Source organism: Ideonella dechloratans (genome assembly GCF_021049305.1).
Classification (GTDB): Bacteria; Pseudomonadota; Gammaproteobacteria; order Burkholderiales; family Burkholderiaceae_C; genus Ideonella; species Ideonella dechloratans.
The window spans coordinates 1,271,113-1,289,591 of the sequence record NZ_CP088081.1 but is presented as its reverse complement, the minus strand read 5'-3'; the positions used below and the strand labels follow the sequence as shown (position 1 = coordinate 1,289,591).

Annotated in this window: 19 protein-coding genes; 13 read left to right on the top strand and 6 right to left on the bottom strand. The window is 69.2% G+C overall.

Annotation, left to right across the window (positions count from 1 at the left end):
* Positions 1-3: 3 nt before the first annotated feature.
* From ribH to tolA, 8 genes are all read left to right on the top strand, one after another.
* Positions 4-468 (top strand): 6,7-dimethyl-8-ribityllumazine synthase, encoded by a 465-nt coding sequence (ribH, locus tag LRM40_RS06075; protein WP_151123697.1) that lies wholly within the window; start codon positions 4-6, stop codon positions 466-468.
* Positions 465-947: a transcription antitermination factor NusB gene (gene nusB / locus LRM40_RS06070; RefSeq protein WP_151123696.1), complete on the top strand. Its 483-nt coding sequence runs from the start codon at positions 465-467 to the stop codon at positions 945-947. Before ribH ends, nusB begins: the two co-directional genes overlap by 4 nt.
* A 61-nt stretch (positions 948-1,008) precedes the next feature.
* Complete coding sequence (locus LRM40_RS06065) at positions 1,009-2,193, top strand: pyridoxal phosphate-dependent aminotransferase (RefSeq protein WP_151123695.1); 1,185 nt, start codon at positions 1,009-1,011, stop codon at positions 2,191-2,193.
* Positions 2,194-2,264: 71 nt separating this feature from the next.
* Complete coding sequence (locus LRM40_RS06060; protein ID WP_151123694.1) at positions 2,265-3,311, top strand: serine/threonine-protein kinase; 1,047 nt, start codon at positions 2,265-2,267, stop codon at positions 3,309-3,311.
* 53 nt (positions 3,312-3,364) lie between these two features.
* Positions 3,365-3,781 carry a tol-pal system-associated acyl-CoA thioesterase gene (ybgC, locus tag LRM40_RS06055; protein WP_151123693.1) on the top strand — a complete coding sequence of 139 codons (417 nt, stop codon included), beginning with the start codon at positions 3,365-3,367 and terminating at the stop codon, positions 3,779-3,781.
* Positions 3,778-4,467, top strand: coding sequence for a protein TolQ (gene tolQ / locus LRM40_RS06050; RefSeq protein ID WP_151123692.1), 690 nt, complete (start codon positions 3,778-3,780; stop codon positions 4,465-4,467). The genes ybgC and tolQ overlap by 4 nt, the downstream gene beginning before the upstream one ends.
* A gap of 15 nt (positions 4,468-4,482) precedes the next feature.
* Complete coding sequence (locus tag LRM40_RS06045) at positions 4,483-4,911, top strand: biopolymer transporter ExbD (RefSeq protein ID WP_151123691.1); 429 nt, start codon at positions 4,483-4,485, stop codon at positions 4,909-4,911.
* Between the two features lie 4 nt (positions 4,912-4,915).
* Entirely contained in the window at positions 4,916-6,019 is a 1,104-nt protein-coding gene (gene tolA, locus LRM40_RS06040) for a cell envelope integrity protein TolA (protein WP_151123690.1), read from the top strand.
* Here the strand turns inward: tolA and LRM40_RS06035 are convergent.
* Genes LRM40_RS06035 through LRM40_RS06020 form a run of 4 tightly spaced genes read right to left on the bottom strand, consistent with a single transcriptional unit; the run spans position 6,003 to position 8,432 of the window.
* The gene (locus tag LRM40_RS06035; protein WP_151123689.1) at positions 6,003-6,464 is read right to left on the bottom strand and encodes a DoxX family protein; all 462 of its coding nucleotides are present in this window, start codon (positions 6,462-6,464) and stop codon (positions 6,003-6,005) included. The genes tolA and LRM40_RS06035 overlap by 17 nt on opposite strands.
* Positions 6,461-7,291: an HvfC/BufC family peptide modification chaperone gene (locus tag LRM40_RS06030; RefSeq protein WP_151123688.1), complete on the bottom strand. Its 831-nt coding sequence runs from the start codon at positions 7,289-7,291 to the stop codon at positions 6,461-6,463. Before LRM40_RS06030 ends, LRM40_RS06035 begins: the two co-directional genes overlap by 4 nt.
* On the bottom strand, positions 7,264-8,139 hold the full coding sequence (locus tag LRM40_RS06025) for an MbnB/TglH/ChrH family RiPP precursor modification enzyme (protein ID WP_231067748.1): 876 nt from the start codon (positions 8,137-8,139) through the stop codon (positions 7,264-7,266). Before LRM40_RS06025 ends, LRM40_RS06030 begins: the two co-directional genes overlap by 28 nt.
* 8 nt (positions 8,140-8,147) lie before the next feature.
* On the bottom strand, positions 8,148-8,432 hold the full coding sequence (locus tag LRM40_RS06020; protein ID WP_151123686.1) for a BufA1 family periplasmic bufferin-type metallophore: 285 nt from the start codon (positions 8,430-8,432) through the stop codon (positions 8,148-8,150).
* A gap of 120 nt (positions 8,433-8,552) precedes the next feature.
* Between LRM40_RS06020 and LRM40_RS06015 the strand changes: the two genes are divergently transcribed.
* The 4 genes from LRM40_RS06015 (at position 8,553) to LRM40_RS06000 (ending at position 14,181) form a co-directional block, all read left to right on the top strand.
* Positions 8,553-9,125, top strand: a complete 573-nt coding sequence (locus LRM40_RS06015) for a sigma-70 family RNA polymerase sigma factor (RefSeq protein WP_151123685.1) — start codon at positions 8,553-8,555, stop codon at positions 9,123-9,125.
* Positions 9,126-9,145: 20 nt separating this feature from the next.
* Positions 9,146-9,379 (top strand): zf-HC2 domain-containing protein, encoded by a 234-nt coding sequence (locus tag LRM40_RS06010; protein ID WP_151123684.1) that lies wholly within the window; start codon positions 9,146-9,148, stop codon positions 9,377-9,379.
* A 129-nt stretch (positions 9,380-9,508) separates the two neighbouring features.
* Positions 9,509-12,058 (top strand): GspE/PulE family protein, encoded by a 2,550-nt coding sequence (locus tag LRM40_RS06005; RefSeq protein WP_231067747.1) that lies wholly within the window; start codon positions 9,509-9,511, stop codon positions 12,056-12,058.
* An 80-nt stretch (positions 12,059-12,138) separates the two neighbouring features.
* The gene (locus tag LRM40_RS06000; RefSeq protein ID WP_231067746.1) at positions 12,139-14,181 is read left to right on the top strand and encodes a sigma-54-dependent Fis family transcriptional regulator; all 2,043 of its coding nucleotides are present in this window, start codon (positions 12,139-12,141) and stop codon (positions 14,179-14,181) included.
* On the opposite strand, the gene LRM40_RS05995 is transcribed toward LRM40_RS06000, so the two are convergent.
* The gene (locus LRM40_RS05995) at positions 14,175-16,151 is read right to left on the bottom strand and encodes an alpha/beta hydrolase family protein (protein WP_151123682.1); all 1,977 of its coding nucleotides are present in this window, start codon (positions 16,149-16,151) and stop codon (positions 14,175-14,177) included. The two genes, LRM40_RS06000 and LRM40_RS05995, sit on opposite strands and share 7 nt — an antisense overlap.
* A 65-nt stretch (positions 16,152-16,216) precedes the next feature.
* A complete protein-coding gene (gene moeA, locus LRM40_RS05990) occupies positions 16,217-17,491 on the bottom strand; it encodes a molybdopterin molybdotransferase MoeA (protein WP_151123681.1) in 1,275 nt (424 codons plus the stop codon).
* 151 nt (positions 17,492-17,642) lie between these two features.
* Between moeA and LRM40_RS05985 the strand changes: the two genes are divergently transcribed.
* Positions 17,643-18,473, top strand: coding sequence for a methyltransferase, TIGR04325 family (locus tag LRM40_RS05985; protein ID WP_231067745.1), 831 nt, complete (start codon positions 17,643-17,645; stop codon positions 18,471-18,473).
* The last annotated feature ends 6 nt before the right edge of the window (positions 18,474-18,479 follow it).

The window sequence follows — 18,479 nt, the reverse complement described above, 5'->3', positions numbered from 1 at the left end:
CCCATGCAAGACGCTGACAAGGGACAGAGCGGTTCGCTGGACGGCCAGGGGCTGACCATCGGGATCGTGCGGGCCCGCTTCAACGACGCCATCACCAGCAAGCTGGCCGAATGCTGCCTGGCCGAGCTGGCCGCCTGCGGCGTGCGCGCCGAGGACATCCAGCAGCTGACCGTGCCCGGCGCCCTGGAGGTGCCGCTGGCCCTGCAGGCCCTGGCCGACAGCGACGACTACGACGCGCTGATCGCCCTGGGCTGCATCATCCGCGGCGAGACCTACCACTTCGAGCTGGTGTCCAACGAGAGTGGCGCGGGCGTGACCCGCGTCAGCCTGGACCACCAGATCCCCATTGCCAACGCCATCCTCACGGTCGAGAACGAAGCCCAGGCCTGGGCCCGCACCGAAGAGAAGGGTCGCGACGCTGCGCGCGTCGCCATCGAGATGGCCAACCTGATGAACGAACTGCCGTGAGCGCGACCTCCCCCACCCCGGCCCGCCCCGCCCCCAAGCGCGCGGCCCCCAAGTCTGCCCGCCGCCGTTCGCGCGAGCTGGCCCTGCAGGGCCTCTACGAATGGCTGATTTCCGGTGCCGAGGCCGGCACCATCGATGCCCACATGCGCGAACAGGGCGACTTCGAACGTGCCGACCAGGCCCACTTCGACGCGCTGCTGCACGGCTGCATCGCCGAAGCGGCCGACCTGGACGGCGTGCTGGGCGCCCATGCGGACCGCCCCACCACCGAGCTGTCGCCGGTGGAACATGCCGTGTTGCTGATCGGCGCCTACGAGCTCAAGCACTGCCTGGACGTGCCCTACAAGGTCGCCATCAACGAAGCGGTGGAACTGGCCAAGAGCTTCGGCGGCACCGACGGCCACAAGTATGTCAACGGCGTGCTCGACAAGGCGGCCCTGGCGCTGCGTCCGGCCGAGACCAGCGCCGCGCGGCGCTGACGCCCCCCTCCCCCGTGATCCTTCGCCGGGGGCCTGGCGCCTCCAGGCGACCCTGTCTGCCATGAAGCTCGCCCGCCGCCTCGACCACATCGCCCCCTTCTACGTCATGGAGTGCGCCAAGGCGGCGTCGGAGATCGCCCGCCTGCCCGAGTGCGACCCGGCCCAGGGCGGCACGCCGATGATCTACCTGAACATCGGCGAGCCGGATTTCACCGCGCCGCCGGCCGTGCAGGCGGCCGCCGAGGCCGCCATCCGCGCCGGCCGCACCCAGTACACCGACGCCAACGGTCTGCCCGCCCTGCGCGAGGCACTGTCCGGCTGGTACCGCCAACGCTTCGGCCTGGACATCGCGCCCGAGCGCTTCGTCATCACGGCCGGTGCCTCCGGCGCGCTGCAGCTGGCCAGCCTGGCCCTGTTCGAACCGGGTGACGAGGTGCTGATGCCCGACCCCGCCTATCCCTGCAACCGGCACTTCGTGGCAGCCGCAGGCGCCACCGCCGTCTCGCTGCCGGCCGGTCCGGAGCAGCGCTTCCAGCTGGATGCCCGCATGGTGGCCGAGCACTGGACGCCCGCCACCCGCGGCGTGCTGCTGGCCTCGCCATCCAACCCCACCGGCACCTCCATCGCCCCCGACGAACTGGCCGCCATCGTGCGCGAGGTGCGCCAGCGCGGCGGCGTGACGGTGGTGGACGAGATCTACCTGGGCCTGTCCTACGACGAACGCTTTGGCCACAGCGCCCTGGCCCTGGGCGAGGACATCATCTCGATCAACAGCTTCTCGAAGTACTTCGGCATGACCGGCTGGCGCCTGGGCTGGCTGGTGGTGCCCACCGCCCTGGTGCCTGCACTCGAGAAATTGCAACAAAACCTCTACATCTGTGCCTCGTCTGTGGCCCAGCATGCCGCCCTGGCCTGCTTCCAGCCCGACACCCTGGCCGAGTTCGAGCGGCGCCGCCAGGCCTTCCGCGAGCGGCGCGACTTCATCGTGCCGGCGCTCAATGCAATGGGGCTGAACGTGCCGGTCATGCCCGACGGTGCCTTCTACGCCTGGGCCGACTGCAGCCGCTACACCGACAGCAGCTGGGACTTCTGCCTGCGCGCCATGCGTGAAGCCCATGTGGCCCTCACCCCCGGGCGGGATTTCGGCCCCGCCGCAGCGGAACGCTACGTGCGTCTGTCCTTCGCCAGCAGCCTGGAACAGTTGCAGGAGGCGGCTCGCCGCCTCTCACAATTCGTTGCAAGCTGATCCAGGGGAGACCGTTTCCTTTGTGTCAATCCCGGGGCGCTCCGCCCCGGAATTGCTTATCCTCCGCCACCATGTCGTGGAATCCGTTCAAGACGCGTCAAAGCAGTACCGATAGCGCCTCGTCGGTCTTTCAGCGCACGGTCATCGAAGACCGTGACCGCAGCCAGTTCGATGCCCTGCACGCCTTGCTCCAGCAAGAGGAGGCGCCGGGGGAGCTGGGTACGGTGGGGCGCTACGAGCTGCGCACCATCCTGGGCGAGGGTGGGCTGGGCACCGTGTACGGTGCCTGGGATCCCCTGCTCTCTCGACGCGTCGCGGTGAAGATGCTCAAGCGCCAGGTGGTGGACGAAGCCCCCGCCACGGCCGGCATGTCCTCGGCCGCCGAGCTGGTGCTCAACGAGGCCCGGGCGGCTGCGCGGCTGTCGCACCCGCACATCGTGACGGTCTTCGATGCGGGCGCCTCACCCGAAGGCATCTACATCGCCATGGAGACCCTGCAGGGCATGGACCTGCGGCAGCTGCTGCGCCAGGGCTGGCGCCCCAATCCGCAGGAAGCCGCCAGCCTGGTGCGGCGGGTGGCCGAGGCCCTGGCCTATGCCCACGGCAAGGGCGTGATCCATTGCGACATCAAGCCGGCCAACATCTTCATGGTCGATCGGCGCATGCCCAAGGTGCTGGACTTCGGCATCGCCCGGCTGGCGCGTGGCGACGGCAGCGCCGTGCAGGCCGCCTCGATCGGCTCGCCGCACTACCTCTCGCCGGAGCAGTTGCGCCAGCAGCCCATCGACCGGCGCTGCGATGTCTACTCGCTGGGCATCGTGCTGTTCGAACTGCTCACCGGCCGCGCACCCTACGTCGGTCGGTCGATGGAAGAGATCATCGACGCCGTGCTCACCTCACCACAGCCGGTGGCCTGCCAGTGGAATCCGCAGGCCCCCGACGGGCTCTCGGCCATCGCCGCCCAGGCCATGGCCCGCAACCCGGATGCCCGCTTTCCCTCGGCCCGCCACATGGCCAATGCGCTACGGGAATGGAAGCACAGCCAGGATCCGGACCTGGAAGCCACCCAACCCATCCGCCGCGGTCTGTTCGGCTGGCTGCGGGGCGATCGCAGCTGAACAGGGCCCGCTGCTGCTGCGCTGCAGCGGTGGGCGTATCATCGCGGCTTCGCATGTCCGAACCCACGACAGCCCCGCTTTTCCGCTTCCCCGTGCGCATCTACTGGGAAGACACCGACGCCGGTGGGGTGGTGTTCTACGCCAACTACCTCAAGTTCTTCGAGCGCGCCCGCACCGAGTGGCTGCGCGCGGCCGGCATCGGCCAGCAGGATTTGCGCGAGCGCAGCGGCGCTCTGTTCGTGGTGGCATCGACCCGGCTGCGCTACCTGTCTCCCGCGCGGCTCGATGACGCGTTGATCGTCACTGTGGACCGCGCCGAACCCGGCCGGGCCCGCATGAGCGTGTTCCAGCAAGCCTGGCGAGGCGACACCCTGCTGTGCGAAGGCGAGATCGAGATCGCCTGCGTGGACCAGGCCAACTTCCGCCCCCGCCGCATCCCTTCCGACGTCCTCTCACGCCTTTTCCCATGAACCAGGACCTCTCCATCGTCTCCCTGCTGATGCACGCCAGCCTGATCGTGCAGTTGGTGGTCACCGCGCTGCTGCTCATCTCGCTGGCCAGCTGGAGCGTCATCTTCTCGAAGGTGGTGGGCTTGTCCCGCACCCGCGAGCGCGACGGCAGCTTCGAGCAGGAGTTCTGGTCCGGCCGCAACCTCAACGAGCTCTACCGCGCCGCCAGCAACAAGCCCGACACCGGTCCGATGGAGCGGCTGTTCGCCAGCGGCATGCGCGAGTTCATGAAGCTGCGCGAACGCCAGCTCGACGCCGGCAGCCAGCTCGACGGCGCCCGCCGTGCCATGAAGGCCACCCTGCAGCGCGAGCTCGACGCGCTGGAAGGCAGCATCGGCTTCCTGGCCTCGGTGGGCTCCATCAGCCCCTATGTGGGCCTGTTCGGCACGGTGTGGGGGATCATGCACGCCTTCGTCGGCCTGTCCAACCTGCAGCAGGTCACCCTGTCCACCGTGGCCCCCGGCATTGCCGAGGCGCTGGTGGCCACGGCCATCGGCCTGTTCGCGGCCATTCCCGCCGTGCTGGCCTACAACCACTTCGCCCGCACCATCGACCGCATCGCCATCCAGCTCGAGAGCTTCGTCGAGGAGTTCTCCAACATCCTGCAGCGCAATGTCGGCAGCGCCGGTGGCGCGACGACCCACTGAGCGAGGAGCCTCGAGATGCCTGGAGTCGCTCCCCGCGGCGGTGGCCGCCGGCGCCGTTCGATGAACGAGATCAACATGGTCCCGTTCATCGACGTGATGCTGGTGCTGCTCATCATCTTCATGGTCAGCGCCCCGATGATCACCACCGGCGTGGTGGACCTGCCCAGCGTGGGCAAGGCCAAGGCCCGCCCGCAGAGCGTGGTCGAGATCATCGTGCAGAGCGACGACAAGCTGCAGTTCAAGATCGACAAGGGCGAGGCCCAGACCACCACCCTGAACGCCCTGGCCGACCAGGTGCTGGGCGCCCAGGCGGGCAGCGACAACGTGCCGGTCATCATCTCGGCCGACAAGCAGGTGCGCTACGAGAGCGTGGTGAAGGTGATGGACACCTTGCAGCGCCGCGGCGTGCAACACGTGGGGCTGTCGGTCCGCCAGGGAGGCTGATGCCGTGAGCAGCCCGCTGCAGCCCCTGGCCACGCCGCGCGAGGCCCTGCACCCGCCCACCGCGGACAGCCCGCGCACGGGCTGGGTCATGTCCCTGCTGGCCCATGCCCTGCTGGTGCTGGCCCTGACGCTGGGCGTGCAATGGCACACCGCCGACCCGGAAGGGGTGAGCGCGGAACTGTGGTCGGCCGTGCCGCAGATCGCGGCCGCCCCGCTGGGTCAGGCCGATGGCCAGCCGCAGCCCCAGCCCACGCCGCCCCAGGACACCGCGGCCCAGGAGCAGGCACAGCAGCAGGCCCAGGCCGCTGCCGAGCAGGCTGCAGCCCAACAGGCCGCACAGCAGGCCGCCCAGCAGAAGGCGGCCCGGGCCGCACAGGCTGCCGCCGAAAAGGCTGCCGAGAAGGCGGCGGAGAAGGCCGCCGCCGAGAAGGCGCAGGCAGAACGTGAGGCCGAGCTGGCCCGCGAACGCGACCAACGTGCCTGGGAAAAGCGCCAGCAGGCCGAGCGCGACGCCCGGGAGAAGGAGAAGGCCGCCCAGGCCAAGGCCGCCGAGGAGAAGGCTGCCAAGGACAAGGCCGCCCGGGAGGCGCAGGCGGCCAAGGAGAAGGCCGACAAGGCCGCGAAAGACAAGGCAGCCAAGGAGCAGGCCGCGAAGGAGCAGGCCGCCAAAGAGCAGGCCGCTAAGGAGAAGGCCGACAAGGCGCGCCAGGCCAAGCTGGCCGAGGCCGCCCGCCAGGATCAGCTGCGCCGCATGGCCGCCCAGCTCGGCAGCCCCACCGGCGTGGCCGGCGCCAACGGCGCCCAAGGCAGCACCGGCACGGCCCAGCGCACGTCCGGCCCTTCGGCCAACTATGCGGGCCGCATCGTGGCCTACGTCAGGCCCAAAATCGTTTCACTCGACAGCATCGACGGCAACCCGCGCGCAGTGGTGGAGGTGCGCTGCGCGCCGGACGGCACGATCATCGGCCGGCGCCTGACCCATTCCAGCGGCAACCGCGACTGGGACGAAACGGTGCTGCGCGCCATCGACCGCACCGGCAAGCTGCCGCGCGATGTGGACGGCACCATTCCGCCGACGATGGAGATCGGCTTCACGCCGAAGGACTGAGGCGGCGGCGCAGCCAGGCGTCTGCCGACCAGGCCCCCGACCCCCACAGCACCAGCGCCAGCAACAGGCTGCCCCAGAACTGGTGCTGGGTCAGGGCCGCCGCGGCGATGTCCGTCAGGCTGATGGCGGCCACCACGTTCACCACGCTCAGGCCGGCCGCCGCAAAGCGCCCGGCCAGGCCCATCACCAACAGCACCGGCAGCACCAGTTCCCCAGTGGTGCCGGCCACGGCGGCCACATCGGGCGGCAACAGGGGCACGTGGTATTCGTCCTGGAACAGCGCCAGCGTGATGTCCCAGTCGCGCAGCTTGGTCAGCCCGGAGCGGAAAAACACCGAGCCCACATACAGCCGGGCAGCCAGTTGGGCCGGGGCCTGCAGCGCCCGCAGCGTGGCCTCCACCGGCCGCCACAGGGCCTGGCCACGTTCAATCATCGACAAGTTCATGGTTCTTCATCCTCGTCATGCAGGCTGCCCGGCGCCGCGGTGCTGACCGCGCGCCACCAGCCCTCGGCCAGCGCATCGCGCAGCCAGTCCTGAAAGTTCCCGGGCGCGGCCCGGGTCAAGGCTTCTCCCAGGTTGTCGCCCGCCAGCAAGCGGTGCGTGAAACGGGCCTGGTCGGCGGGCAGAGCCCGCACCGCCACCTGCCAACCCACCCGCCGAACCAAAGCCCACTCGCAGGGCATCGGCGGATCTTCCGACCCGGGCGGCGGCATTGGCTGCGCCGCGCACCAACGCGCCCACACCTGCGGACTGCAGGGCAGCAGCGCCAGACCGGGCTGGGGCAAGAGCCACAGCGCCTCGGGCGGTGTGGTCTGCAACGCGTCCAGGCCCTGAGGCAGGCCGGGCACGGGGTCCGCCGCGCGGGCAGCCACGTGCACGGCCCACTCCAGTGCCGCCAGGCTCGCGTGCTCGGTGCCGGTCCCCGGTCCCTCCGAGGCCAGGGCCTCGGGCAAGGCGGCGCCCCAGCGGGCCAGATCGCCCCGACGGGGCGGTGTCTGGCACCAATGCTGCCAGGCCAGGGCCTCGAACTCGACCTCGCCCAGCCAGGCTGCCAGCACCGGGTAGGCCCCCGCCAGCGCCCGCCGTGCGGTGGCCCGTGCGTGGCGCTGGTGGGCCAGCAGCCCGACGCGGTGGCCAGCCCAGCCCGCAGGCAACGGGCCGTGACCGGCCCGGATGGCCGCCAGCAGCTGCGCCTGGCGTTCCTGCTCCAGGCGCAGGGCCTGGGGGGTGAGTGCCGCCGGGTTCAGGCAGCTTGGGGCAGAGGCGTCCATGGCGAACTCCAGGGCTGGGGCCGGCAGGTGGCCACGCGGTCCGCCTCCTGCAGCAGGGTGTCGAAGTCGGGCAGGGCGGTGTCCCACTCGATCAGTGTGGGCACCGGGCCCAGGCGATGCAGGGCATGGCGGTACACGGCCCAAACCGACTCGCTCACCGCGCTGCCGTGGTCGTCCACCACCAGCGGCCCGCTGGCGTCGTGTCCGGCCAGGTGGATCTCGTCGACGCTGTGCGCATCGATCGCATCCACCCAGGCGCAGGCCTGGGCCACCGGGTCGGCCGCACCTCGGTTCAGGGCATTGACCACCAGGTTGTTCAGGTCCAGCAGCAGGCGGCAGCCTGTCATGCGGGTCAGGGCGTTGAAGAAGGCCGGCTCGGCGATCTCGTCGTCGTCACGCCAGAGGCAGGCGCTGATGTTCTCCACCGCCAGCACCCGCCCCAGCCGCTGCTGGACCTGGTCCACATGCCGGGCCATCAGGGCCAGCGAGGCGGGGTTGAGGCCGATGGGCAGCAGGTCCCCGGCATGGGCCCAGCCCGCGTCCGTGCCGGGGCCATGGGTGAAGGCGGCATGATCGGACACATGGCGCGGCCGGAAATCGGCGACGAGTTCGGCCAGGCGGTCCAGGTGCCAAGGGTCCAACCCGCTGGCCGAGCCCAGCCCGAGGCCGACGCCGTGCAGGCTCAGCGGGTGGTGCTCGGCCGCCGCGCGCAGCGCGGCGCGGGCTTCCCCGCCGAGGGCGAAGAAGTTCTCGCTGTGGACTTCGATGAAGCCCAGCGCCGGCCGGCGCTGCAGCAGATCCCGCGCATGCGGGGCCCTCCAGCCGATGCCGATGGAGGGGCTGGCCACGGTTGCCCTCACTTGCCGCCCCTGGCACCCGCCTTGACCTCGTCCAGCGTGCGGCCGCCCTTGGCGTGGCAGCTGCCCTTGGCCACGTAGTTCCACTCGTCGGCGCCCTTGTCCACCGTTGCCAGGCCGGCGCAGGAGTGGGATCCCGAGAGGTTGGCGCAGTCGTTCGCCCCCGCCTTGGCGATGCCGAAGCACTTTTCCTTGGCCCCCGTTTCGGCGTGGGCGGAAGCGCCCAGGCCCATGGCCAGCACGGCAGTCAGGGCGGAAGACACGAGCAGATGGTTCGAAGACATGGAAAGCTCCAGGAGTGAGAAAGGTTGCGAAGGCCGCGCCCCTTGCGCCGCCGTTCATCCGGTGGTCGCGGCAGATCCCCGATTCCTTACACTGGGTGTGTTGTGACTCCTGTTTCGCGCATGGCCGACGATTTCCAGCGCGCCGTCGAGGCGCTGCGCCCGCAACTGATGCGCTATGCCCGCACCCAGCTGCGCAACGAAGCCTGGGCCGAGGATGCCGTGTCGGACACGCTGCTGGCCGCCCTGGAGCGGCCCCAGGCCTTTGCGGGCCAGTCGCAGCTCAAGACCTGGTTGGTGGGCATCCTCAAGCACAAGCTGGTGGACCAGCTGCGCCGTCATTCGCGCGAGGCCACGGTGCTGCAGGCCGACGACGCCGAGGACCTGGACCCGCTGCTGTTCGACGACACCGGCCATTGGCGCGAGACCCCGGTGGAGTGGCATGCCCATCCCGAGGCCCTGCTGGGCCAGCAGCAGTTCCTGCAGGTGCTCGATGCCTGCATGGACCACTTGCCGCCGGTGCAGGGCCGGGTGTTCATGATGCGCATCTGGCTGGAACTGGAGACCGACGAGATCTGCCAGGAACTGGCCATCACCAGCGCCAACCTCTGGGTGCTGCTGCACCGCGCCCGCCTGCGCCTGCGCGACTGCCTGCAGGCCAACTGGTTCGGCAGCACCACCGCTGCGACGGCCTGATCCCCTGAAGCCCCTCTGCCATGCTGTTCCAGATTTCCTGCCGACAGGCCACCGCCCTCATCCTGCAGAGCGAGGACCGGCCCCTGACCCTGGCCGAGCGCATGAAGCTGCGCCTGCACCTCACCATCTGCGACCCCTGCCCGCGCTTTCTGAGACAGATGAAGGTGATGCATCAGGCGGTGGACCGCTGGAAGCATTACCGGGACGACACCGACCCGCCGGCGCCGCCCGACGATCGGGGCGATGGACGATGAGGCCCGAAGGGGATCCTGACATCAAGCTGGGCGGGAATCCACGGTCTTATTCCGGCATGGCCGGTTGAGTCGCACGCCTAGGATCACCTGTATCGCCGACCCTCCGTGTCGGGTAGACCTCCCCTGGCCATGAGCAACATGTCGCAGCTGCCGTCCTTCTTCACGACAGATCAACACGACGATCTTGCCGCGCCCGTGGCCGAGACGAACCCGGGTGCGAATCCGGGGGCGTTTGCCTGGCCCACGCCGCCGTATGCCATCTACCCGACCAGCCTGCCCCAGCAGGATCCGGAGCCCTGCGAGATCGAGGGGCAGAACGGCAAGGTGATGCAGGCCAGCCTGCTGGCCTACCTGCCGGCCCAGAACGTGATCCAGCTGGTGGTGCCCCCCGCGCGCAAGGCCATGGCCCTGCGCCCCAGCCGCTTTCGTCGCATCACCCTGCTCACGCCGATGCGGCCCTCCTTCATGGACCGCGGCGCGGTGCCGCCCGAGCTGACCGACTTCCATCCTTCGATCGACTACCGTGTGGACCTGGTGGACGGCAGCGTGCTGACCGGCCGCACCGTGGGCCATGTGGAGCTGCCCGAGGGCCTCTTCCTCTTCCCGCCGCTGGACGACCAGGGCACCGTGCAGCGCCTGTTCTGTCCGCGTGACGTCTACGCACGCTTCCAGCTGGGCGAGAGCCTGGGCAGCATGCTGGTGGCCGAAGACACCGCCAGCCCGGCCCAGATCGCCGAGGTGCTGGCCGTTCAGAGCCAGCTGCGCGAGCGCCGTCTGGGCGATGTGCTGCTGAGCCAGGATGTGGTCACCCGCGAGCAGCTGGAAGCCGCCCTGGAAACCCAGGCCAGCATGCCGATGGTGCGCATCGGCGAAGCCCTGCTGGCCATGGGCTACATCAGCCAGAACCAGCTGGATGCGGCGCTGATCGAGCAGCGCAGCAACCGCACCGTGCCGCTGGGCGAATTGCTGGTGCGCGCCGGCTACATCAAGCGCGAGGCCCTGCGCTCCGCCCTGGCCCGCAAGATGGGTTACCCGGTGGTGCAGATCGAGACCTACCCGGTGGACCCGGCCGCACTGAGGCTGGTGCCTTTCGGGCTGGCGCAGCGTCTGAACGTGCTGCCGCTGCAGACCCTGCCGGGCCGCCTGGTCGTGGCCATGGACGACCCCTCGCGCAAGAGCCTGATCGACGAACTGAGCTTCGCCTCGCGCAGCAAGGTCATCCCGGTGCTGGCCGCCACCGAGGACCTGACACAGCCCATCATCTCGGCCTATCAGCGTCACGGCCTGATCGAGCAGGCCCAGGTCAACCTCAACGAGCCCACCCGGCTGAGCTTCGACGAAAAGGGCACCGAGCACCTGCTGGCGGATCTGGAGCAGATCCGGGTGAGCGAGACGGATGCCCTCGAAGACCCGCCGATCGAGCAGTCCGACAACACCCTGGTCCGGCTGATCAACACCATGATCGTCGAGGCCAATGCCCAGGGCGCCTCCGACATCCACATCGAGCCCCAGCCGGGCCGCGGCAAGCTGCGGGTGCGCTTCCGCCTGGACGGCGTGCTCAAGCCCTACCTGGAGCTGCCGCACACCTACCGCAACGCCCTGGTCGCCCGCATCAAGATCATGTGCGACCTGGACATCTCCGAGCGGCGGCGCCCCCAGGACGGCAAGATCAACTTCGCCCGCTTCGTCCCCTCCTGCCCCATCGAGTTGCGCGTGGCCACCATCCCGACCAACAACGGTCTGGAGGATGTGGTGCTGCGGCTGCTGGCGTCCAACAAGGCCCTGCCCCCCATCGAGAAGCTGGGCCTGTCGCCGCACAACCTGCTGGCCCTGAAAGAGGCGATCAACCGCCCCTACGGTCTGGTGCTGTGCGTGGGCCCCACCGGCTCGGGCAAGACGACCACGCTGCATTCGGCCCTCAGCTGCATCAACACGCCCGAGCGCAAGATCTGGACGGCCGAGGACCCGGTGGAAATCACCCAGGTCGGCCTGCGCCAGGTGCAGGTCAACCCCAAGATCGACTGGACCTTTGCCAAGGCCCTGCGCGCCTTCCTGCGGGCCGACCCGGACGTCATCATGGTCGGCGAAATCCGCGACGAGGAAACCGCCAGCATCGCCATCGAGTCCTCGCTGACCGGCCACCTGGTGATGTCCACGCTGCACACCAACAGTGCGGCCGAGACCGTCACCCGCCTGCTGGACATGGGCCTGGACCCCTTCAACTTCGCCGACGCCCTGCTGGCCGTGCTGGCCCAGCGCCTGGTGCGCCGCCTGTGCCCGGACTGCCGCCGCGCCGAGCCTGCGCCCGAGGAGTGGATCGAGGAACTGCTGGACGACTACCTGAGCGCCTGGAAGGGCGGCGTGGGCGCCCCCGACCGCGCCACCCTGCGCCAGGAGTGGGTGCAGCGCTACGGCACCGCAGGCACGCTCAAGCGCTACCACAGCCCGGGCTGCGACAAGTGCAACAAGACCGGTCTGCACGGCCGCGCCGGCATCCACGAGCTGATGACCTCCTCCCGGGCCATGCGCCAGCTGATCCATGGCAAGGGCCACGCCGAGGACATCGAACAGCAGGCTCTCAGCGAAGGCATGCGCACCCTGCGGCAGGACGGCATCGAGAAGGTGCTGGCCGGCATCACCAGCATGGAAGAAGTGCGCGCCACCAGCAACACACGCTGACGGGCCACCCCCAACCGCTGCGCTGAGGCACACTGGCGCCTTCGGGGCCGCCCATGGACGGCCCCCCGGAGGAACCCGCCATGCCAGGCCAGCCCCCCCTGACCGCTCTGTCCGTGGCCGCGTCACCGGCGCGCGCCAGCCTGATCGCCAATTCCCACCTGCGCTGCGAGGCCATGGGCATCGACCCGGTGCGCGGTGCCGAGGGCGCCCCGCACGGCCGCTCCGAGCTGTCCCTGGCGCTGCAGCGCAACGAGCGCCTGTGCAGCCATGCCGCGCCGGTCATGGAGATGCTGTTCGAACAGATCGTCGACAGCCAGAGCATGGTGCTGCTGACCGATGCCGCCGGCACCGTGCTGCATGCCATCGGCGACAACGCCTTCCTCAGCCGCGCTGCCCGGGTCACGCTTCAACCGGGCGCCAACTGGTCCGAAGCCGTCCAGGGCACCAATGCGATCGGCACCGCACTGATCGAGGAAGTGCCAACCCTGATCCACGCCGACGAGCACTACGTCCGCTCCAACCAGTTCCTCACCTGCTCGGCCGCGCCCATCCTGGATCCGCGCGGCAACATCCTGGGCGTGCTCGACGTGTCCGGCGACCAGCGCGGCTACCACCAGCACACCATGGCCCTGGTCAAGATGTCCGCCCGGATGATCGAGAACCACTGGCTGGCCGACGACCACCGGCAGGCCTTGCGCCTGCATTTCCACCCCCGACCCGACTTCATCGGCACCCTGGTGGAGGGCATCGTCGCGGTCAGCCCCGAGGGGCGCATCGTCGGCGCCAACCGCGGCGCCATGGAATTGACCGGCCTGTCCGGCGCCGCGCTGCGGGCCCACACCCTGTCCACGCTGATGGGGTTGGAGATCGGCGCCTTGGTGGACCGCTTCCGCCACCCGCTGGGACAGCCGCTGGCCGTGACGCTGCCCGACGGGCGGCGCTTTCATCTGCAGGCCCGCTTCAACTGGCCCGTGTGGACCGCCAGCCCCCTGGCCAGTGCCACCGCCGATCCCCCGTTCGAGCCGACGCTGTCTCCCCTGCCCTCGGCCCGCGCCACCGGCCGGGAGGCCCCGGTCGCCGACCTGCCCTCCCGCCCCGCGCAGCGGTCGACGACCACACCGACTTCGCCCGGTCTGCAGGCCCTGCACAGCGGCGATGCCCAGATCGCCACCGTGGTGGACAAGATCCGCCGCGTGCTGGACCGGGACATCCCCATCCTGCTGCTGGGCGAGACCGGCACCGGCAAGGAGGTCTTCGCCCGCGCCATCCACCAGGATTCACGCCGCGCCCAGCAGCCCTTCGTTGCCGTGAACTGCGCCTCCATCCCCGAGACGCTGATCGAAGCCGAGCTGTTCGGCTACGAGGAAGGTGCCTTCACCGGCGCGCGCCGGCGCGGCGCGGTGGGCAAGATCGTCCAGGCCCATGGCGGCACCCTGTTCCTCGACGAGATCGGCGACATGCCCCTGTCGCTGCAGGCCCACCTGCTGCGGGTGCTGCAGGAGCGGCAGGTCATGCCGCTGGGCGGCAGCCGCGCCGTCCCGGTGGACGTGAACGTCGTCTGCGCCACCCACCGCAACCTGCGCGAGATGATCCAGGCCCAGACCTTCCGCGAGGACCTCTACTACCGGCTCAACGGCCTGGCGCTGAAGTTGCCCCCGCTGCGCGAGCGCTCGGATCTGCCCACCCTGGTGGAGCGTCTGCTGAACCAGCTCGCCCCCGAGAACACCCCCCGCCTGTCCGCCCCGGTGCGACGGCTGTTCCAGCACTACAGCTGGCCGGGCAATGTGCGCCAGTTGCACAACGTGCTGCGAACCGCCTGCGTGATGGCCGGGCCGGGCCAGGAGGTGCTGCCGGAGCACCTGCCCGACGACTTCGTGGAAGAGGCCCGGCAGGCCCTGCAGGCGGCCGGACACCGGCTGGTTGCCGCGGAGACTTCAGCGAGCACCGTGAGCACCGAGCCCCCGGCGGCCCTGCCGCTGCACACCCTGACGCACCAGACCATCCGGCAGGCGGTGGCCCAGTGCGAAGGCAACATCAGCCTGGCCGCCCGCCGGCTGGGGGTGAGCCGCAACACGGTGTACCGGGCGCTGCGGAGCAGCCATGACGTCGATACCTCTCAATGACCCGTCGCTGTCGCCCCGATGTTGGCGTCGAGAAACTGCTGCAACTCCATCAGGAACCTCAGTCGATCACTTTGGCGGCTGAGTTGGTGATCTGCCCCCTCCAGAGACACAAATCGGTAGGTCTTGCCCGCCGCCTTGAGTGCCGCCACCATGGTTTCGGCTTGGTCATAGGGCACGGTGCGGTCGGCCGTGCCGTGCATCACCAGCACCGGAATGCGGATGGCCGCAGCCTGGGCCGCGGGTGAAGTGGCCAGCAACTGCTCGCGGTCGCGGGCGTAGTTGCCCATCTGCTGGTCCAGCACGGCCTGCATGTTGACGTAGGACGCCGCACGCCGGGAGAAGTCCACCAGTTGGGTCAACCCGTTGAGGCTGACCGCGCATCGGAACAGATCCGGCGTCTTCACGGCGCCCATCAACGCGGCGTACCCGCCGTAACTGCCGCCCACGATGCAGATTCGCTTGGGATCGGCCAGCTTGTCCTGCACTGCCCATGTCACCGCATCGGTGAGGTCATCTTGCATCTTGAGACCGTATTGCTTGAGCCCCGCGTTGCGGAAGCCGTCGCTTTCGCTGCTGGAACCTCGGTAGTTGACCTGCAGCACGGCATAGCCTCGGCTGGCCAGGAATTCGGTCCAGGGGTCGAAATCCAGGGTGTCTGAGGACAGGGGGCCGCCGTGAGGCAGCAGCACCAGCGGCCAGCCATTGGGCGCCTGTCCCAGAGGGCGGGTCAGGTAACCGTGCAGCGTCAAGCCGTCGCGGGCCGCGAACTCCACCGTCGTCTTGCCGACCATCTTGGCCCCGGCCAGCGCTGGGAACTCATCCGTCAGCAAGGCCAGCTTGCCTGTGGTCCGATCGCCGGTGTAGATCTGGGTCGGTATGCCGTTGCCACTGGAGATCACCAGGTACTTCTGGCGATCTCCTGAGAAGCCGCTGAGCTGGTTGAAGCGCCCGGGCAGTGCCTGATCGACACTCTGCTGCAGTTCCCGCGTGCTTTGCGAGCGCAGATCATCGCGCGCCAGGCCATTGAAGCCGCCGAGGTCGCGCGTCTGGGCGAAGTCAGGGCGTTTGGCCGGTGTCACCGGCTCAAGCACCGGATGGCCGTCTGCGTCCAGTTGGTCGAGCTTGGCCAGATACACTGCCCGCTCCTTGCCCTCGGGGTTGGCGGACACATACAGCCGCTGCGGGTTGTCGGCGTCAAAGCGGAGGGGGCGCACCGCATGCGCATCAAAAAGTGGGTAGCGCCAGAGCGTGCGCCAGCTACCGCCATCGGGGCCACGCTCGATGATCTGCATATCCTTTTCCTTGTCATCGAGGCGGAAGCCGATGCGTACCCGGTGCTGCCGATCTGTCATCCATTCGTTGACAAAGCGCATGGCGCCCTGCACCTGCGACCGCTTGCCAGTTGCCAGCTCCACCTGAAATACAGAAGGTTCAACCATGCCTTGCGTTTCACGCAGTTGCAGCATGATGTGCTGACCGTCGCCTTCCATCATGTCGATCACGTCGTCCTCGATCTGCGCGATGTCGAGGGACTTGTCACGAGCTGGCGGAACCAGGTTGATGGACACCCCGCTGTCGGCATCCATGGCGAACAGGCGGGTCTCTAGGGTCGTCGCCCCCGGACGAAAAGCCGGGTAGCCCAGGCTGAAGATCAGTTGCTTGTCGCTGGTCCAGTCCACCCAGCGGATCTGGTACTTGGCGTTGTCGGTGGCCGTGAGGGGCTGCATGTGCCCGCCACTGGCGTCTGCCGTGAACAGCACGGTCTGGTCGCCGTTGTGCATCAGCCCGACCAGGCGCTGACCGTTGGGCGAATAGCTCAGCTGACCGAGCAGGGGCCGTGCGGCATAGGCTGCCACTGGCAGGGGAGCAGAGGCGCTCTCGGCCGCCTGGCTCGAGATGCAGGCTCCCCACAGGACAACACACGCAACTGCCGGTGCACTCAGCACCACATCCCAACGAGTGAACAACATCGCTCGGCCCTCCCTGAGCCTGTCACGCCTTGCGGCAAGTGACCGATGTTACGAAGCCAGGGAGGTCAGCACAGCCCCTCGAATGGCAGGACATCCATCCAGTCACCGATGCCGACATCGCCCTGTTGTGACTGGAGCACCGCCAACCCGTGGGCTCCGACCAGGGCACTCAAGGCGGCCGAACTCTGTCCACCCCAGGCTTGCGCCTGGGCATGGCCATCGGGGCCGAGGGACAGGCGCACGCGTGCGAACTCGGCGCGGCCGGGGCGCTTGCGAATGGGCTCCACGCAGCGAGCCGCCAATGGCGGTATGGCATCGCATTCTGCGCCCGCCAGTGCCAGCAAGGCCTCCCGCGCCAGCACCTGGAAGCTCACCAGGGCCGCGACCGGGTTGCCAGGCAGCGCGAAGAACCAGCAGGGCGCGCGGTCAGGTCGCTCCAGTCGTCCGAAGGCAAAGGGACGGCCCGGCCGCATGGCCACCGACCAGAAGTCCACCGGTCCGTGGCGGGCCAGCACGGCCCGGGTGTGATCGGCGTCGCCGACACTCACGCCACCGCTGGTGACCACCGCATCGGCCCGTTCGATGGCCTGGTGCAGCACCGCGTCCAAGGCCTTGGGATCGTCCGGCACACGGCCCAGGTCCAGCACCTCGCAGCCCAGTTGTGTCAGGGTCGCCGCCAGCATGAAGCGGTTGCTGTCGTACAGGCAGCCCGGCGCCAGGGCCTCCCCAGGGGAACGCAACTCGTCCCCACTGGAAAACAGCGCCACGGCCAGACGCCGGCGCACGCTCAACCGGCTGAGCCCCAGTGAAGCCGCCAACCCCAGGTCCGCGGGCCGCAGGCGCCGGCCCGCCGGCAGCGCCACGGCACCCACGGCCAGGTCTTCGCCGCGATGGCGGCGGTTGTCGCCCGCCCGCACGGTCTTTGGCGCGATGAACACCACGTCGTCCTGCTGCTCGCAGCGCTCGAACGGCACCACCGTGTCGGTCCCCGCCGGCATCACGGCCCCGGTCATGATGCGCACACAATCCCCGGGCGCCACGCTCCCGGCAAAGGGATGCCCCGCCAGGGCCCGGCCCACCACCCGCAGCCGCGTGGCCTGGCCTGCCACCAGGGCCTGACCCGCAAAGGCGAAGCCGTCCATGGCCGAGTTGTCGTGGGGCGGCACGTCCTGGGGAGCCAGCACATCCTCGGCCAAGACCCGCCCCAGGGCGGCCATCAGGTCGACGACCTCGCACGCCTTCTGCCCATGTCCGGCGACAGCGGACGCGATGCGCTGCCGTGCCTCGGCAACGGACAGGGGCGCCGCGACGGCGGCGGCAACAGATGTGGAGGCCGACATGCTCAAAGCATCCTCAGTTGAAAGCAGACATCACATTGTGCCCACCGGCCCGGCCGCGATCCGCGACAAAGGGGCACATTTGCGGATGTCGTGATCGGTGGGCAACTGCAAGAATTCGCGGCGCTGTCGCATCACACCGGAAGGGGGCTCCGTGGGACAACACCTGTCGAAGGCCAGAAGCTTCATCGGCGACCTGCCTGGGATTCGCCATTGGCGCCACGAGCGCTTCAGGAACCGTTTCGAGAACGGACAGGCCGTGGGCACCTGCCGCGGCGTCTTCGACAGCTACGAAGCCGCCGCCGCCGCCGCCCCGGCTTCGCGCCCTCTGGGCTATGACCACGACGATGCCGCCGGGATGTACCACGACCGGATCGGTCAGATCTACCCCAGCGACTATCCGATGATGTTCTGGCTCCAGCGGGCCCTGGACCTGGGTGCGCGCCGGGTCTTCGATCTGGGCGGGCACATCGGGCTGTCCTATTACAGCTATGCCACCCGCATGGCGCTGCCGGAGGATCTCTCCTGGCAGGTCTGCGATGTTCCGGCGGTCGTGGACAGCGGTCGACGCGAGGCCGCGGCGCGGGACAGCAGCGGGCGCCTGCGCTTCACGGCCGACTTCGCAGAAGCTGCCCAGGCGGACGTGCTGTTCACCGCCGGCTGCCTCCAGTATCTGCAGGAGACCCTGGCGCAGCGGGTGGCATCGCTGCCCCGCCAACCCGAATGGCTGTTGGTGAACCTGCTGCCGCTGCACCCGGCCCGCGGGTACTGGACGGTCCAGAGCATCGGCACGGCTTACTGCCCCTACCGGATCCAGCATGACGACGGATTCTTCCAGGACATCCTGCGGCTGGGTTACCGGCGGCTGGACCGGTGGGAAAACCTCGAGAAGAGCTGCTGGGTCGCCTTCGATGACCTGCACAGCCTGGACCGCTACCACGGGGCCGCCTTCCGGCTGGATCCCGCGTCGATCGACGGACACTGACACGCG

Excerpts from the sequence above, each read along its gene's own strand:
- ybgC (WP_151123693.1), top strand. The coding sequence starts at position 3,365 with ATGTCCGAACCCACGACAGCCCCGCTTTTCCGCTTCCCCGTGCGCATC.
- LRM40_RS06000 (WP_231067746.1), top strand. The coding sequence starts at position 12,139 with ATGCCAGGCCAGCCCCCCCTGACCGCTCTGTCCGTGGCCGCGTCACCG.
- LRM40_RS06020 (WP_151123686.1), bottom strand. The coding sequence starts at position 8,432 with ATGTCTTCGAACCATCTGCTCGTGTCTTCCGCCCTGACTGCCGTGCTG.
- LRM40_RS06030 (WP_151123688.1), bottom strand. The coding sequence starts at position 7,291 with ATGGACGCCTCTGCCCCAAGCTGCCTGAACCCGGCGGCACTCACCCCC.
- moeA (WP_151123681.1), bottom strand. The coding sequence starts at position 17,491 with ATGTCGGCCTCCACATCTGTTGCCGCCGCCGTCGCGGCGCCCCTGTCC.
- LRM40_RS06060 (WP_151123694.1), top strand. The coding sequence starts at position 2,265 with ATGTCGTGGAATCCGTTCAAGACGCGTCAAAGCAGTACCGATAGCGCC.
- LRM40_RS06035 (WP_151123689.1), bottom strand. The coding sequence starts at position 6,464 with ATGAACTTGTCGATGATTGAACGTGGCCAGGCCCTGTGGCGGCCGGTG.
- tolQ (WP_151123692.1), top strand. The coding sequence starts at position 3,778 with ATGAACCAGGACCTCTCCATCGTCTCCCTGCTGATGCACGCCAGCCTG.
- LRM40_RS06015 (WP_151123685.1), top strand. The coding sequence starts at position 8,553 with ATGGCCGACGATTTCCAGCGCGCCGTCGAGGCGCTGCGCCCGCAACTG.
- ribH (WP_151123697.1), top strand. The coding sequence starts at position 4 with ATGCAAGACGCTGACAAGGGACAGAGCGGTTCGCTGGACGGCCAGGGG.
- LRM40_RS06045 (WP_151123691.1), top strand. The coding sequence starts at position 4,483 with ATGCCTGGAGTCGCTCCCCGCGGCGGTGGCCGCCGGCGCCGTTCGATG.
- LRM40_RS06010 (WP_151123684.1), top strand. The coding sequence starts at position 9,146 with ATGCTGTTCCAGATTTCCTGCCGACAGGCCACCGCCCTCATCCTGCAG.
- LRM40_RS05995 (WP_151123682.1), bottom strand. The coding sequence starts at position 16,151 with ATGTTGTTCACTCGTTGGGATGTGGTGCTGAGTGCACCGGCAGTTGCG.
- LRM40_RS06005 (WP_231067747.1), top strand. The coding sequence starts at position 9,509 with ATGAGCAACATGTCGCAGCTGCCGTCCTTCTTCACGACAGATCAACAC.
- LRM40_RS06065 (WP_151123695.1), top strand. The coding sequence starts at position 1,009 with ATGAAGCTCGCCCGCCGCCTCGACCACATCGCCCCCTTCTACGTCATG.